17 protein-coding genes are annotated in these 13,868 nt (G+C 69.0%); 4 read left to right on the plus strand and 13 right to left on the minus strand.

What is annotated here, in order from left to right; genetic code table 11:
* Positions 1 to 87 precede the first annotated feature (87 nt).
* Positions 88 to 1,125, plus strand: a complete 1,038-nt coding sequence (locus tag ACQW02_RS08320) for an NAD(P)-dependent oxidoreductase (RefSeq protein WP_431284802.1) — start codon at positions 88 to 90, stop codon at positions 1,123 to 1,125.
* Between the two features lie 7 nt (positions 1,126 to 1,132).
* On the opposite strand, the gene ACQW02_RS08325 is transcribed toward ACQW02_RS08320, so the two are convergent.
* From ACQW02_RS08325 to ACQW02_RS08335, 3 genes are read right to left on the minus strand one after another with little or no spacing between them, the layout of a single operon-like run.
* The gene (locus tag ACQW02_RS08325; protein WP_431284803.1) at positions 1,133 to 1,549 is read right to left on the minus strand and encodes a nuclear transport factor 2 family protein; all 417 of its coding nucleotides are present in this window, start codon (positions 1,547 to 1,549) and stop codon (positions 1,133 to 1,135) included.
* Positions 1,546 to 2,331, minus strand: a complete 786-nt coding sequence (locus ACQW02_RS08330; RefSeq protein WP_431284804.1) for a fumarylacetoacetate hydrolase family protein — start codon at positions 2,329 to 2,331, stop codon at positions 1,546 to 1,548. The genes ACQW02_RS08325 and ACQW02_RS08330 overlap by 4 nt, the downstream gene beginning before the upstream one ends.
* A 12-nt stretch (positions 2,332 to 2,343) precedes the next feature.
* Positions 2,344 to 3,327 (minus strand): Bug family tripartite tricarboxylate transporter substrate binding protein, encoded by a 984-nt coding sequence (locus tag ACQW02_RS08335; RefSeq protein ID WP_431284805.1) that lies wholly within the window; start codon positions 3,325 to 3,327, stop codon positions 2,344 to 2,346.
* A 148-nt stretch (positions 3,328 to 3,475) separates the two neighbouring features.
* Between ACQW02_RS08335 and ACQW02_RS08340 the strand changes: the two genes are divergently transcribed.
* Positions 3,476 to 4,648 carry an alpha-hydroxy acid oxidase gene (locus ACQW02_RS08340; protein WP_431284806.1) on the plus strand — a complete coding sequence of 391 codons (1,173 nt, stop codon included), beginning with the start codon at positions 3,476 to 3,478 and terminating at the stop codon, positions 4,646 to 4,648.
* 23 nt (positions 4,649 to 4,671) lie between these two features.
* Positions 4,672 to 5,514, plus strand: a complete 843-nt coding sequence (locus ACQW02_RS08345) for an IclR family transcriptional regulator (protein WP_431284807.1) — start codon at positions 4,672 to 4,674, stop codon at positions 5,512 to 5,514.
* A 182-nt stretch (positions 5,515 to 5,696) separates the two neighbouring features.
* Here the strand turns inward: ACQW02_RS08345 and ACQW02_RS08350 are convergent, their stop codons facing one another.
* The 10 genes from ACQW02_RS08350 to ACQW02_RS08395 form a co-directional block, all read right to left on the minus strand.
* Positions 5,697 to 6,026 carry a thiosulfate oxidation carrier complex protein SoxZ gene (locus tag ACQW02_RS08350; RefSeq protein WP_431284808.1) on the minus strand — a complete coding sequence of 110 codons (330 nt, stop codon included), beginning with the start codon at positions 6,024 to 6,026 and terminating at the stop codon, positions 5,697 to 5,699.
* Positions 6,023 to 6,445, minus strand: a complete 423-nt coding sequence (locus tag ACQW02_RS08355) for a thiosulfate oxidation carrier protein SoxY (protein WP_431284809.1) — start codon at positions 6,443 to 6,445, stop codon at positions 6,023 to 6,025. Before ACQW02_RS08355 ends, ACQW02_RS08350 begins: the two co-directional genes overlap by 4 nt.
* Positions 6,442 to 7,710, minus strand: a complete 1,269-nt coding sequence (locus ACQW02_RS08360) for an FCSD flavin-binding domain-containing protein (RefSeq protein ID WP_431284810.1) — start codon at positions 7,708 to 7,710, stop codon at positions 6,442 to 6,444. Before ACQW02_RS08360 ends, ACQW02_RS08355 begins: the two co-directional genes overlap by 4 nt.
* Positions 7,707 to 7,997, minus strand: a complete 291-nt coding sequence (locus tag ACQW02_RS08365; protein WP_431284811.1) for a c-type cytochrome — start codon at positions 7,995 to 7,997, stop codon at positions 7,707 to 7,709. The genes ACQW02_RS08360 and ACQW02_RS08365 overlap by 4 nt, the downstream gene beginning before the upstream one ends.
* A 69-nt stretch (positions 7,998 to 8,066) precedes the next feature.
* Entirely contained in the window at positions 8,067 to 9,236 is a 1,170-nt protein-coding gene (locus tag ACQW02_RS08370; RefSeq protein ID WP_431284812.1) for a YeeE/YedE family protein, read from the minus strand.
* A gap of 124 nt (positions 9,237 to 9,360) precedes the next feature.
* Positions 9,361 to 10,236 carry a glutathione-dependent disulfide-bond oxidoreductase gene (gene yghU, locus ACQW02_RS08375; protein WP_431284813.1) on the minus strand — a complete coding sequence of 292 codons (876 nt, stop codon included), beginning with the start codon at positions 10,234 to 10,236 and terminating at the stop codon, positions 9,361 to 9,363.
* 147 nt (positions 10,237 to 10,383) lie between these two features.
* Positions 10,384 to 10,794, minus strand: coding sequence for a GNAT family N-acetyltransferase (locus ACQW02_RS08380; protein WP_431284814.1), 411 nt, complete (start codon positions 10,792 to 10,794; stop codon positions 10,384 to 10,386).
* Positions 10,791 to 11,255 carry a CopD family protein gene (locus ACQW02_RS08385; RefSeq protein ID WP_431284815.1) on the minus strand — a complete coding sequence of 155 codons (465 nt, stop codon included), beginning with the start codon at positions 11,253 to 11,255 and terminating at the stop codon, positions 10,791 to 10,793. The genes ACQW02_RS08380 and ACQW02_RS08385 overlap by 4 nt, the downstream gene beginning before the upstream one ends.
* Positions 11,256 to 11,265: 10 nt before the next feature.
* Positions 11,266 to 11,901 (minus strand): ParA family partition ATPase, encoded by a 636-nt coding sequence (gene parA / locus ACQW02_RS08390; protein ID WP_431284816.1) that lies wholly within the window; start codon positions 11,899 to 11,901, stop codon positions 11,266 to 11,268.
* Positions 11,902 to 11,989: 88 nt separating this feature from the next.
* Complete coding sequence (locus ACQW02_RS08395; RefSeq protein ID WP_431284817.1) at positions 11,990 to 12,439, minus strand: host attachment protein; 450 nt, start codon at positions 12,437 to 12,439, stop codon at positions 11,990 to 11,992.
* A gap of 344 nt (positions 12,440 to 12,783) precedes the next feature.
* On the opposite strand from ACQW02_RS08395, the gene ACQW02_RS08400 reads away from it, so the two are divergent.
* Positions 12,784 to 13,848 carry a WcbI family polysaccharide biosynthesis putative acetyltransferase gene (locus ACQW02_RS08400; RefSeq protein WP_431284818.1) on the plus strand — a complete coding sequence of 355 codons (1,065 nt, stop codon included), beginning with the start codon at positions 12,784 to 12,786 and terminating at the stop codon, positions 13,846 to 13,848.
* The last annotated feature ends 20 nt before the right edge of the window (positions 13,849 to 13,868 follow it).

The following is a 13,868-nucleotide window of genomic DNA, read 5'->3' on the forward strand; positions in this document are numbered from 1 at the left end:
CATGAACCGAAGGGATGTCACCGTGGTGGCGAGGCGCCATGGTGAGTCGGCTTTGACATCCATGCCCATCGTGAGGGACAGCACAGCGTGACCAAGCCCATCTTTCGTGTCGGCTACATCGAACGCCCGATGCACCAGAGCTTCATCGACGTCATGGAAGCCGATCCGAACATCGATCTGCTGCGCATCGACCTGGCGGATGGGGATGACCGGGTCCGCGCCGCATTGGCCTCGTGCCACGGCTACTACGCCCGGGCGGCGCGGGATGAATTGCCGCTTGCCTGGCACGTGACGCCGGCGCTGCTCGCCACCATGCCATCCTTGCTCGTCGTCGCCAGCTATGGCGCGGGCTACGACACGATCGACGTGCCGGCCTGCACCGAAGCGGGCGTGATCGTGGTGAACCAGGCCGGCGGCAATGCCGAAGGTGTCGCCGAACACGCCGTGGGCATGATGCTCGGCCTGCTGAAGCGCATGCCGGAAGCCGGGGTGGCGATGCGCGCCGGAACGGTCGTCCGGCGCGAGGCCTTCCTGGGGCGTGAGTTGAGCGGCCGCACGGTGGGGCTGATCGGCCTTGGCCATGTCGGCACAAGGGTGGCCGAGATCCTGCGCGTCGCCTTCGGCTGCCGCATCGTCGTGCACGACCCATACCTGGACGCGGCCACCTGCCAGCAACGCGGCGCCGAGAAGGTGGCGTTCAACGAACTTCTGTCGATCAGCGACATCGTCTCGGCGCATTGCCCGCTGACCGCCGAGACGCGCGGCTTGTTCGACGCAGGGGCCTTCGCCGCGATGCGTCCGGGCGCCATCTTCGTCAGCACCGCCCGCGGAAGCATCCATGACGAAGTGGCGCTGACCGCCGCCCTCGACAGCGGCCATCTTTCCGCCGCAGGACTGGATGTCTGGGAACGTGAGCCCCCGCCGAAGGACCATCCGCTGCTGGCCCATCCCGCGGTGCTGGTCAGCCCGCATACGGCTGGCGTGACGCATGAAAGCCGCGAACGCGTCGCCCGCATGGCGGCCGAGGCTTTTGTCCTGGCCGCGGCCGGCAAGCCGCCCGTCCGGATGATGAACCCCGAGGTCACCGCGGCCTTCGTCGCGCGCCGCGCGACGATCGGCGCCTAGCGCCGCATCAGCCGAAAACGCGTATCCCGCGGCGTTCGACCACCAGCCAGGTGTCACCGTCGCGGCGCATGCGATCCGCATAGGCCGCGATCGACAGCGGCAACCCGATCGGCGCGGGGGTGCCGCCATCGTGTCGGAACGTCAGCGCCATGAAGCGCGCCGTGGCAGCCCTCTCGCCGTCCAGTTCGATGACCAGGTTCTGCACCAGATGCGCGGTGACACGACCCGCCGGCCGGTCGGCCATCGCCGCGCGCACCGCATCCGGCCCGCGCAGCGCCTTGCCCTGGCGATGCCAGACCCCGTCCTCGGCAAGCGAACCCGCCACCTCGTCCCAGCGTCCGCCATCCAGCGCGCTGAAGAAACGCAGCACGGCCTGCTGGCAGGTCGTGACCAGGGCGGCGCGCAACAGGATATCCACGGTCACGTCGCCTCGCCGATGAACGGATTGCGCAGGGTGCCGATGCCGGAAATCTCGACCTCGACCACATCCCCGGGCTTGAGATCGGGCGAGGTGCCGTCGGTCCCCATCCAGATCACATCGCCCGGATGCAAGGTCAGGTAGCGGGTCATCGCGCTGATGAAGGTGGCAATGCCGAACAGCATGTCATTGGTGCGAAACCGGATGGTGACCTCGCCATTCAGCCGCACCGTCGTCTCGGCCGCGTCGAGGTCGAGGTCGGTTTCGATCCACGGCCCCATGGGCTTGAAGGTATCGGTGTTCTTCGCACGCCAGAAGGTGCGGTCGCTGCGTTGCCAGTTCCGCTCGCTGACATCATTGCCGATGGTATAGCCCAGCACGCAGGACAGCGCCTCGGCCTCCGACAGGTGGCGCGCCGTCTTGCCGATGACGACAGCGATCTCGCCCTCGTAGTGGATCCTGGTCGCGTCGGACGGGATGATCACCGGCGCGTCATGGGCGATCAGCGCATTCACCGCGCGATACCCCATGTCGGGCTTGGCGGGCAGGTTCGGCACCTCGCCGCGCCGCTCCGCCGCTTCGCGGATATGCCGGGCGTAGTTCAGGCCCGCCGCGTAGAAGGTGCGGGGCATGAACGGGACCGCGACCGTGACCGCGGCCAGGTCGTGCATGCGCCCGGTCGGCTCCCATTGGTCGAAGGGTGTGCCGCGCACCTCGCGGATACGGTCGCCCTCGACCATGCCATAGGTCTCGTCCACGCCAGGCGCGGAGTAGCGAAGCCATCTCATCGCAGCGGTCCCCTATTCGATCTTGATGCCCGTCGCCTGGATGATCCGGGCCACCACGTCGCGCTCATGCACCAGCATGGCCCGCATCGCCTCGGGCGTATCGGTCGCGACTTCAAGCGCCTGCGCGGCCAGCGTCTCGGCGAAGGCCGGGGTCGCGCCGATCTCCCGTATCGCCTGGTTCAACGCCGTGATGATCGCGGGTGGCGTGCCCACCGGCGCCAGCATGCCCTGCCAGGAGATATGCGTGTAGTCTGGCAGGCCCTGCTCCGCGATCGTCGGCACATTCGGCGTCGCCGGGGATCGCGCCGTGCCGCTGCTGCCGAGCAGCAGCAGGCGGCCATCGGCCACATGGTCGGTCAGGCCAAACAGCGAGGTGAACATCACATCCACCTGACCCGCCAGGAGATCGTTCAACGCCGGGCCCGCACCGCGATACGGCACGTGCACGATGTCGATCTCCGCCTGCTGGCGGAACAACTCGCCGGCGATGTGCTGCCCGGAACCATTGCCGGAGGAGGCGAAGTTCAGCGCGCCAGGCCGGCGCTTCGCCAGCGCGATGAAGTCCCGGATGTTCGACACACCCAACTGCGGCCGCACCATCGCGAACAGCGGCTGGATCGACACCATGCTGATGGGCGCGAAGGACGTCACCGCATCATACGGTCGCCCAGGCAGCATCAGCGAGTTGTTGACGAGCGCATTGGTGCCGAACAGCAAGGTCAGCCCATCGGGCGCCGCGCGCTGCACGTATTGCGTGCCGATCAGCGTCCCGCCGCCAGGACGATTGTCCACGGTGACGGGCTGGTTGAACCGGCGCCCCAGGTCGCGCGCCAGGACGCGGGCGACAAGGTCGGTGGCGCCACCGGGCGCATAGGCCACGACCAGTTGGATGGGCCGCGCGGGAAAGGCCTGGGCCACGGCCGGGGCCGGCAGGATGGCGGCTGCCGCGGCGCTGCCAAGGAACGCACGGCGTCCGATTTTCGCAATGTGTTTCATGGTGTCAGGCGGCATCCGGATCCTCCATCCCTGTCGCACCGTCGTTGGGCGCTTGGAGAAATAGACATATTCCCTATATATAGGAAAGAGTATATTTGCAGCCCTGATCGGTGCCGAACGCATTTGACGCAGGGAGAGCAAGAGCACGATGCCCGCCTACAACGCACATGATGTCCGGCGGAAAGCCCGCCAGCGGCTGCCGCGCGGCCTGTTCGACTTCGTCGATCGGGGCGCGGAGGATGAATTCGCGCTCGATGCGAACAGGCAGGCCTTTCGCGACATCAAGCTGGTGCCGCGCGTCCTCGCCAATGTGTCCGGACGCGATCCGGCGACGAGCTTGTTCGGGCAGGCGGTCAGCGCGCCGATCGTCGTGGCGCCGACCGGCGCCGCCGGGCTTTTGTGGTTCGAGGGGGAGATCGCCCTCGCGCGCGCCGCGGCCAAGGCGGGCCTGCCCTTCACCCTGGCCACCGGATCGCTGACGGCCATGGAACGCGTGGCGGCGGAAGCCGGTGGCAATCTCTGGTTCCAGCTCTACATGTGGCCGGATCGCAGCATGTCGCATGCCTTGGTCGAGCGTGCCCGCAAGGCGGGGTTCAAGGCGCTGGTGGTCACCGTGGATACGGCGGTGCCCTCCAACCGCGAATACAATCTGCGTAGCGGCTTCACCGTGCCTTTCCGCTTCACATCGAAGAACATCGTCGATGTCGCCTTGCATCCACGCTGGCTCTGCGGCGTGCTCGGTCGCTACCTGCTGACGACGGGCATGCCGCGCTATCGCAATTATCCCACGGATATGCAGCAGAAGATGACCGCAGCCCCCATGGGCAAGGCCATGCCCAAGGCGGATTCATTGAGCTGGGATGACCTGCGCGATCTGCGCCGCCTGTGGTCGGGGCAATTGCTCATCAAGGGTGTGCTGCACCCTGCGGATGCCGAAGCCGCGGTCGCATGCGGCGTGGACGGCATCATCGTCAGCAACCATGGCGGCCGTGTGCTCGATGCCGCCATTCCGCCCGTGATGGCGCTACCCGCGATCCTGGAGCGGGTTGCCGGCCGGGTTCCCGTGCTGCTCGACAGCGGGATCACCCGCGGCAGCGACGTGGTCAAGGCGCTGGCGCTGGGCGCCAAGGCCGTCCTGGTGGGGCGTGCGCCGCTCTGGGGCGTCGCGACCGGCGGCCAGGCGGGGGCGGAACAGATCCTGGCCATCCTCAAGGAGGAGACTCGCCGCGTGATGGGGCAGGTCGGGAGCCGCACAGTGGACGCCCTGTCGCGTGACGTGCTGTGTATGCCGCACGCGCCCGGCCCGGCGGCGACCGCGTGACGGACCTGAATGAGGAGCATGGAGTGACAGGAAGCCTTGTCGGCGCCGAAGCCGATCCGCTGCATGCGGAGGACCGGCCTGGCCCGAGGCAGGGTCCGGACGCGCGCACCGATGGCAGCATCGGTCGCGTCTTCGACATTTTCGACCTGTTTTCCACCGATCTGCCGCTCATTCGCGTCGAGGACGTGATGGAGCGACTGGGCTACACCAAATCCACGGCCTATCGCTATCTGAAGGGCCTCTGCGACGTGGGCTTTGTCGCGAATGCCGGCGGGGGGCTCTATTCGCTAGGGCCGCGCATCGTCGAGCTTGAGCGGCTGATGTGCCTCACCGACCCGCTGCTGAGGGTGGGACATGTCGAGATGCCGGCGCTGCTGGCCTCCAACCCGAACAGCGTCGTCCTGTTGTCGAGCCTGTATGGCGACCGGGTCCTGTGCGTCCACAAGGTGGGACCGGAGGTCATCACCGCCGACCACCAGAAAATCCGCCTGCTGCGGTCCCGTGGATTCCCCTTGCCCCTGTTCTACGGCGCGGCGTCGCTGGCCATCCTGGCGTTCCAGCCGGCGCATCGCGTCAGGTCGCTGTACCTGAACCACCAGTCCGAAATCAGCGAGGCTCGCCTGGCCTCGGACTGGAAGACCTATCGAAGCAAGCTGACGGCGATACGGCGCGACGGTCATGTCGTGACCATCGGCCAGTTCAATCCGCTCCTCGCCGCCGTGGCCGTTCCGCTGCCGCCTCGCGGCGAAGGTGAGGTACGCGCCAGCCTGACGCGAATCCTGGCCAGGGAAGATCTCCCGCAAGAGGGACCAGGCGGCCTCATCGAGGAACTCAAGGCCTGTGCCGCGCAGATCGGCGCGCAGTAGCGTTCGGGGCACCCGAGCGAGCCTGCCGGCCGCATTCGCCGCTGGTCACATGCGCGGCCGAGGGGTCTCGCGCCCCCAAATGCCAGCGCGCGTCGTGCTGCCGGCCCGGGCGAGGCGCCGGCTGACCGCGAGCATCAGCGTGATCATGTGCCGGGCCTCGCCGCCGGCGGTGATGGCCGCTTCTACGCGACGATGATCCGCGCCGTACTTCGCACCATGCGGCCGGCTTCATCCGTCCAGGTGAAATCCAGGTCGCTGGTCCGTTCGATCCGCAGGAAGAAGACGTGGTACGGGTTGACCGACGTGCCATTGCGCAATTCGGCGACCAGCGCCGTCTCGCCATTCACCCGGACGGTGACGCGGTTCAGCAGGTCGCGTGGCACGGTGCGACCGCCCTCCTGCCGCAGCCCGGTTTCCATCGGGTGTTCGATCAGGGTGCGGATCTCCACGACCTCGCCGGCCCGCGCGGTGCGGGGCACACGCAGGCGGGGCGTGCCGATGCTGCCGCTCATGACAGGCAACCCCCGGTGGTGACGCGGATTTCGGCCGTGGCGCGCCGCACGGTGCCGTCGTTCATCTGCGCCAGCACGATGATGGCCTGGTGTTCGGCCAGGCGAATGCGCGTCTGCACCTCCGCCCGCGCCAGCAGCGGCGTCAGGCGGAAAGTCGCGACGCCGGGGGTGGGGTTGCGCGTGGCGAAGACGTGGATCGCGGTGACATGCTCGGCCGCGGTCTGCGGGCTGTCCACCAGCACGGTCAGCGGCACCTGGCCGCCGTTCTCGGCGATCGTGGGCGTGCGCAGGGCGATGCCGCCCTCCTCGGGCTCGGCATCGCCGATCTGCGCGCGGATGGCTTCGGCCAGCGGCTCGGCCTCGGCCAGCGCCAGCCACGGCAGCAGCACCAGCGACAGGGTCGCGCGGCGATGGATCACCCGAACATGTCCCGCGTGATGCTGGCGTACCAGCCATCGGCGTATTGCGCCTCCAACCGGCGCTGGTCCGGCAGGTCGCCGCGCGGGGAGACGCCGCCGGAATTCGGCACCTCCACGATCGCGCTGCCCTCGGCATTCGGCCGATAGATGCCCACGACGGAGATCCCGTAATCCTCGCCGACATGCGAATAGCAGGTGTTGTAATAGATCGCGGTCGGCGGTGCCTCGCCGCGCAGGCTGGCGGCGGCGCTGGCGACGGCCTGCTTGGCGGTGCTGTTGGCGACATAGCCGGACTTCGGCATGGGGCCCGGGATATTCGCATCCCCCACCACATGGATGCCCGGGGCGGCGCGGGATTCGAAGGTGACGGGATTCACCGGCACCCAGCCGGAGGCATCGGCCAGCCCCGTGTCGATGGCGATCCGGGCCGCGGATTGCGGCGGGATGACATTGCCCACATCGACCTTGTGCCGGGTGCCGAACTCCGTCTCCAGCACGCGCTCGGCGGCATCGACGCGGGTGACCTTGCCATCGCGATTGGCCGGCACCCATTCGATCAGCCCGGGGTAGAGCGCGTTCCAGCCATCCTGGAACAGCGCCTGCTTGCTGAAGGCATCCTTCGCATCCAGCGCCAGGATTTTCGCCCGCGGCTTATGCCGCTTGAGGTAGGAGGCGATCATGCTGATCCGCTCATACGGGCCGGGCGGGCAGCGGAACGGGTTGGCCGGGATGGCCAGGCCCACGACGCCGCCATCGGGCATCTCCTCCAACTGCCGGCGCAGCAGCAGGGTCTGGGCGCCATCGCCGGGCACCCAGGCATGCGGCAGCCGTTCGGCGGCGGCCTCGTCGTAGCCTGGCAGCGCATCCCAGCGCAGCGCGATGCCGGGCGACAGGATCAGCCGGTCATAGGCCAGCGTCTCGCCACCCCGCAGGCGCACCTGCCTGGCGGCCGGGTCGATGCCGGTGGCCCAGTCGTGCACCACGCGGACACCGCGCGCGCGCAGCCCGTCATAGCCATGGGAGATGTCGCCGATCTGCCTTGTGCCGGCCAGCACCAGGTTGCCATAGGGGCAGGTGACGAAGCGGGTCCTGGGCTCGACCAGCGTCACCTCCAGCCAGGGGAAGCTGCGGCGGGCGAAATTGGCGGCCGAGGCGCCGCCGAAGCCGCCGCCGATGACCAGCAACCGGGCCTGGGTCTGGGCGCGCAAGGGCAGGGGGGCGGCGAGCGCCGCGGCAGCGATCAGGCTGCGTCGGGTAACGCTCATGGCCGTGCCTGCCCGGCGAAATGGGCGGCGGCGGCGGCAATCTCCGGGTCGGTATAGCCGCGCGCGACACGGCCCATGATGGTGGCCGGGCGTTCATTGGCGCGGAAGGCGGTCATCAGCGCCACCAACTCCGCCTGTGGCCGGCCGGCCAGGGCGGGAATGCCGCCGCTGCCGGACCCGTTCGGCCCGTGGCAGCCGACGCATCCTTCCGCGACCAGGGGCTGGGCTTGAGCTGTGAAGGGGGCCAGGGCCATCAGGAGCACCAGGGCATTGCGCGGTGTCGGCATGATCGTCCTCGGCGATGTGGTGTGTGTTTTATTCTTGAGTGGATTTATATAAAACACGAACCCCATCTGTCAAATAGGCGATGAGGTGTCCAGGCCGAAAGCCGGGCGAAGCCGCACCCCCACCCAATTGCCCGCCAAAGCGGGCAGGATCCAGACCCAGCCGTGCAGGCTGCCGGAGGCGATGCCGCCAAAATAAGCGCTGATATTGCAGCCGGAACCGAGCGTCGCGCCAATGCCAAGCAGCAGCCCGCCGACGACCGAGGCCGCGACGGCCCCCGGTCGCGGCAGCCGCCAATCCGCCGGCCGCCGCGCCAGCGCCGCGGCGCAAAAAGCGCCCAGCATCAGCCCCAGATCCATGACCCCGATGCGATCCGCGACCAGTGGACGCAGCAGCGCCTCGGTCCGTGTCGGGTCTTCCCAATAGGTCCAGAAGGCCGGTTCGTCCCAGCCCATGAATTCCACACCGCGCGAGCCCCAAAGCGGAAAGGCCGCCGTGATGGCCCAGGGCCGTCCGGCGATCGCCAGGGTCGCGAAGTTCAGCACCGCGAGCGCCACGGCACCCCAGACCAGCAACCACGGGCCGCGCCAGACCATCCGCCCGGTCCCACGCCACTGCAGCGCTTCCACGCCGCCGTGGCGCCGCTGCTCGACGATGGCCGAAGCGCACCAGACCAGCGCGAATACGGCCAGGCTGAGGGCAATGGCCCGCCCGGCGCCAAGCCGGTCCAGCAGCGAGATCGCGGGCAGGGCGGGCCAATCCAGCCAAAGCTCCCCCTGCCAGGCCGCCAGCGTGGCGCCCGCGATGAAGGCGGCGAGCGTGATCCACATGCGGGACTCCTGCCCACCCCCCGCGGCATAGAGCGTGCCGGACCCGCACCCCCCGCCAAGCTGCATGCCTATGCCAAACAGAAAGGCACCCAGCAGCAGCGCGACGCCGAGCGGAAAGACGAAGCCCCGCACCGGCGTGCCGAACAGGCTGCCGGCCTCCAGCACCGGCAGGAACAGGCAGACGGCCAGGCCCAGCATGACCATCTGCGCCCGCAGCCCAAGCCCGCGCCGGTCCAGGATCAAGCGGCGGAAGGCGCCGGCGAAGCCGAAGCTGGCACGGAACAGCACCAGCCCAAGCCCGGCCCCCAGACACCAGAGCACCGCCATCCGCCAGCCCTGCATGGCACCCAGGGTCCATGCACCGACAAGCAGCATGGCCGCGGCCAGGCCAAGCTTCACCGCGACTGCCATGCCTTGACCTGCCCCCTGGCGTTTCCCCCGGCGCGCCGGCCGGCCGCGTGGTCGCCCATCCGGGCCGGCGCGGTCACAGCACGGCCGGTGCTGGAGGGAAAGACGGGGGCGGGATTCCCGTTCCTCAGCTCACTTCGGCCAGCTTGTCCTGGGTCTTCGTCGCGAAATCGCTGGCCTCATGCCGCTCGTGCAACTGGCTCGACGGATCGCCGCTGACACGGTTGACCATGCGCCCGCGTTGCACGGCCGGCCGGGCGCCGATCGCATCGGCCCAGCGCCGGACGTGGGTATAGTCCTCGACCTTCAGGAACTCCGCGGCACCGTAGAGCCAGCCGTTCACCAACCCGCCATACCAGGGCCAGACGGCGATATCGGCGATCGTGTAGTCGTCGCCGGCCAGGTAGGGGCTTTCGGCCAGGCGGCGGTCCAGCACGTCCAACTGGCGCTTCACCTCCATCGTGAAGCGGTCGATCGGGTATTCCATCTTGGTCGGCGCATAGGCGTAGAAATGGCCGAAGCCCCCGCCCAGGTAGGGCGCGCTGCCCATCTGCCAGAACAGCCACGACAGGCATTCGGCGCGCGCGGCGGGTTCCACCGGCAGGAAGGCGCCGAACTTCTCCGCCAGGTGCATCAGGATCGCGCCGGATTCGAAGACCCGGATCGGCTTCGGCCCGCTGCGGTCCATCAGGGCCGGTATCTTCGAATTGGGATTGATGGCGACGAAGCCGCTGCCGAACTGATCCCCTTCGCCGATCCTGATCAGCCAGGCATCGTATTCGGCGCCCTGGTGGCCGAGGGCCAGAAGCTCCTCCAGCATGATCGTGACCTTCACGCCATTCGGCGTCCCCAGCGAATAGAGCTGCAGGGGATGGCGCCCGACCGGGAGTTCCTTGTCATGCGTCGGCCCGGCGATCGGGCGGTTGATGTTCGCGAAGCGGCCGCCATTGGCCTTGTTCCAGGCCCAGACCTTGTCGGGCGTGTAGTCGGAATTCGTGCTCATGCTTCAGGCTCCGGGTGGTGCGCAGGCATCGGCCATGTCGCGGCGCGATCGCCGCGCGTCACATGTGGGGCGAAAAGTGGCGACCGCCACCGCCCATACGCGCATGGCGCGAATGCCGAGGCCGCAGTTTTGCGGGGGGCACCGGGATCAGCCCCAGCGCTTCGCCATCCAAATCCGGTCATGCCCGGCCGGCCGGCCTTGCAGGCGCCCGATCTCCCGATAGCCCAGCTTTTCGTAGAAGCCCGGCGCCTGGAAGGTGCTGGTGTACAGATGCCCACCGACCGCGCCCAACGCACGTCCCGCGGCTTCGGCCCTGGCCATCAGGGCGGCGCCCTGGCCCCGGCCGCGCCCGGCGGCGGCGATCCAAAGGTTGTCCACGAACAGCCAGCCGTGCACCACCTCGGCCTTCAACCCGCCGATCAGCGCCCCGGCATCATCCCGCAGCGCCAGCAGCAAGGGATGCCGCTGGCCGCTGCCGGTCGCTTCGGCATTGTGCGCGATCAGGCCGGCCAGGATTTCGGCTTCAGCCGGCCCGCCCGGGGTTTCGACGACGATCACCCGCCAAATCGTCCCCAGGCGGCGACGGCCACCGTCAGCAGGCCAAGCGCCATGTTCACCGTGACCATCTGGCGGATGCGGTCGTTGGCGGCGGCGGCATCCGGCAGCACCCCGGCCGCCAGTGCCGTGCGCATCGCCCGCCACGGCCCGAAGAAGATCGCCAGGAATACCCCGGCCATGATCAGCCCGGTCAGGTGCATCAGGTGCACATGCCACGCGGCCCCGGCGAAACCGCCATACCAGGTCAGCATCAGCGCGTAGCCGGAGGCGATGGTGATCGGCATCGCATGCCACACGATCAGGAAGAATTTTTTATGCGTGCGCCCCAGCAGCGCCAGCCGGTCGGCCGGCGCCAGCAGCCCCAAGGCGGGGCGCAGCACGACGATGGCGAAGACCATGCCGCCGACCCAGAGCACCGCCCCCAGGACATGCAGGGCGAAGGCGAGTGGACCCGTGATCATGCGATTTCCTTCATTTCGATTCTCTTGCGATGGCTTCCGCCAGCGCCCGCGCCTCACTCGCCGCCGCCCCCTTGGGCGCGTGTTCCACCGCCCCCAGCCCCAGGGCGAAGGCCGCGGCGAAAGCGGTGCGGTTGCCGAAGGCGCCCGACAGCAGCGGCAGCCCACGACGCGCGACCTCCGCCGCGATCTGGTCGCGCAGCTTGCCCGAGGCCGGCAGGCGATTGAGCATCACGATCACCGGCCGACGCTCCGCGACCGTCACCTCCAAGGTCGCATCCATCGCCCACAGATCGGCGGCGGATGGCTGCAACGGCACCAGCACCAGGTCGGCGGCGCGGATCGCGTTGCGCGCATCCGTGTCCGCATGCGGCGGCGTGTCGATCACGACAAAGCCCGGGCCGCGCTTCTGGCGGTCGATCGCCTGGGCGACGCGCCAGCCGGACAAGGTCTCGAACACCAGCGGCAGGCGGCGGGACGAAGCATTGGCGCTGCGTTCCGCATGCCAGCGGGTCAGCGATGCCTGCGGGTCGGTGTCCAGCAGCGTCACCTTCTCACCTGTCTCGGCGAGCGCGGTGGCGAGGTTGGCCCCGATGGTGGATTTGCCCGCGCCGCCCTTGCGCTGGGCGACGGCGATCACGAAGGCCATGGCTGCGACTCCGGCGGCGAACCGCCATGCTAGGGGCTGCGCCATGCCGGGCGAAGCCCGGAGTGACGCGAACCCCCGCGCGCAGCCTTTATCCCGCCGGCCAGGGCGGCAGATGCGGCGCCAGGTCGCCGTCCGGCACCTTCGTCAGGTCCTTGCGGATGCGATGGGTCACGCGCGTCGACGCCGGTTCGTCGAGTTCGCTGTCCAGCGTGGTCATCGTGCGGATCGGGGCGACCAGCACCAGGCGGCCGAACAGCCCGGCCCCCGCCGCTGCATTCACATGCGCCGCGACCAGGGCGGCGAAGCGATGCTTCTCCCGCAGATGCGGATCCTCACGCGGGGCGATGGCGTGGCGCGCGACATCCCCGCTTTCGAAAGCGCGGCCCGGTTCGTCGCTGGTCAAATCCGATGATCGCAGGCCGGCGGTTTCCGATTCCAGGGTCTTGAAGGTGTGGAACGCCCCATGCGCTGTCCGGGTCAGGAAGCGCGCGTGTTCGCCATCGGCGATGACGATCCATTCCGTGCTTGCGCCCGTCATGCGTGCCGCCCGCCGCGGCGTTGCGCGGCACGGTTCGGGGTGTTCCGGCAAAGGGGCATCTCGAAATCCTCCCTTCGGCCAGGCCGTGCGCCGTCAGGCGGGAACGGCCCAACCCTTGCTGCTGGCATGGTTCACCGCCGCGGCGATCCCGCCGATCCGGACCATGCTCCACGGCCTTTGCCGGGCTGTTCCGGCGTGGACCGACGGCATGATCTGTGGCGCGCCGGCGGGCGGCTGTCCTTGATCCGGATCAGCACGGCCGCTGTTGCACCCGATCCGGATCCAGCCGCACCCGCCTTGACCACCTGGGGCATGGCCGCCAGTTTCGCCGGCTGCTGGAGACCTTGGATTTGCGGATCGGCGTGCTGGGGAATTGTCAGGCGGCCGGCTTCGCCACCAGCTTCGCGGTGCTGGCGCCGCAGGCGGATCGCGTCGTCGTGCGGCTCGACACCAACGACAAGCACGGCGATCTGGCCGGCTTCGCCGATGCCTTGGCGTCCTGCGACGTGCTGTTCACCCAACCGATCGAGAACGGGCCGTTCGGACCGCTCGCGACCGAGCACCTCGCACCACGGGCGCGCCGCGCGATCATCCTGCCGGCCTTTGTGTTTCGCGGCTTCCATCCGGACAGGGTGGTGCTGGTGCCGGAGGGCAGCGGCGCCCCCATCGGCCCGATGGGCCCGTATCACTCCGCGCTGGCGATGGCCGGCTTCATCGAGGGCGTGCCGGTCGCGCGCCTGCTGCGGCTGTTCAACGGCTTCACCTATGCCGCCCTGGGGTATTTCGACACCTTCGCGCATGACCGCGCCTTCGCCAGCAGCTGGCTGGCACCGAAGGGGTATGATTTCGACGAGATCACCGCCGATGCGCCGGCGGAGTTCATGCATTCGCCCAACCACCCGAAGCTGGCGGTGTTGTTCGCGATCGCACGGTCGGCCTTGCTGCGCGCCGGGATCGCGCCGCGCGACGCCCCGGTGCCGCGGGATGATTTCGTCGAATGCTGCCGGTGGCCGGTCTATCCCGAACTCGCGCGGCGGCTGGGCTGCCCGGGCGGGCTGGATTTCTCGGTCTACGGGCGTGACTTCACCCTGCCTGCGATGCTTGAGGCTTCCTACGTCGCCTATGGCCGCGCCGGCCCCGCGGCCTGGGGCGGGGTGGCGCCGCCGGCGGTTGGACGCGCGCGCGCGTTCCTGCGCGAACACGTGCTGGGGCGGCCGCCGCCGCCGGCGCTGACGGCGGAGGACGTGCGGATCGCCTATCGCTTCATCCTGGGCCGCGACTGCGAAAGCGACGCCGTCGCCGAATGGCACGCGGCACAGCACGACGACATGGCGACACTGCGACGGCGCCTGATCGCGTCAGCCGAATTCGGCGCGACCCGTGCAACGATGCGGGCGCGGTCGGGCTGAAGACATGGGGGTGGCGCTTT

This window comes from Humitalea sp. 24SJ18S-53 (assembly GCF_050632385.1).
In the GTDB taxonomy this organism is placed as follows: domain Bacteria; phylum Pseudomonadota; class Alphaproteobacteria; order Acetobacterales; family Acetobacteraceae; genus Humitalea.

Bases quoted from the DNA above. Each gene is read 5' to 3' on its own strand.
- ACQW02_RS08330 (WP_431284804.1), bottom strand. From the start codon at position 2,331: ATGAGATGGCTTCGCTACTCCGCGCCTGGCGTGGACGAGACCTATGGC.
- ACQW02_RS08335 (WP_431284805.1), bottom strand. From the start codon at position 3,327: ATGAAACACATTGCGAAAATCGGACGCCGTGCGTTCCTTGGCAGCGCC.
- ACQW02_RS08340 (WP_431284806.1), top strand. From the start codon at position 3,476: ATGCCCGCCTACAACGCACATGATGTCCGGCGGAAAGCCCGCCAGCGG.
- ACQW02_RS08350 (WP_431284808.1), bottom strand. From the start codon at position 6,026: ATGAGCGGCAGCATCGGCACGCCCCGCCTGCGTGTGCCCCGCACCGCG.
- ACQW02_RS08360 (WP_431284810.1), bottom strand. From the start codon at position 7,710: ATGAGCGTTACCCGACGCAGCCTGATCGCTGCCGCGGCGCTCGCCGCC.
- ACQW02_RS08365 (WP_431284811.1), bottom strand. From the start codon at position 7,997: ATGCCGACACCGCGCAATGCCCTGGTGCTCCTGATGGCCCTGGCCCCC.
- ACQW02_RS08370 (WP_431284812.1), bottom strand. From the start codon at position 9,236: ATGGCAGTCGCGGTGAAGCTTGGCCTGGCCGCGGCCATGCTGCTTGTC.
- yghU (WP_431284813.1), bottom strand. From the start codon at position 10,236: ATGAGCACGAATTCCGACTACACGCCCGACAAGGTCTGGGCCTGGAAC.
- ACQW02_RS08385 (WP_431284815.1), bottom strand. From the start codon at position 11,255: ATGATCACGGGTCCACTCGCCTTCGCCCTGCATGTCCTGGGGGCGGTG.
- parA (WP_431284816.1), bottom strand. From the start codon at position 11,901: ATGGCCTTCGTGATCGCCGTCGCCCAGCGCAAGGGCGGCGCGGGCAAA.
- ACQW02_RS08395 (WP_431284817.1), bottom strand. From the start codon at position 12,439: ATGACGGGCGCAAGCACGGAATGGATCGTCATCGCCGATGGCGAACAC.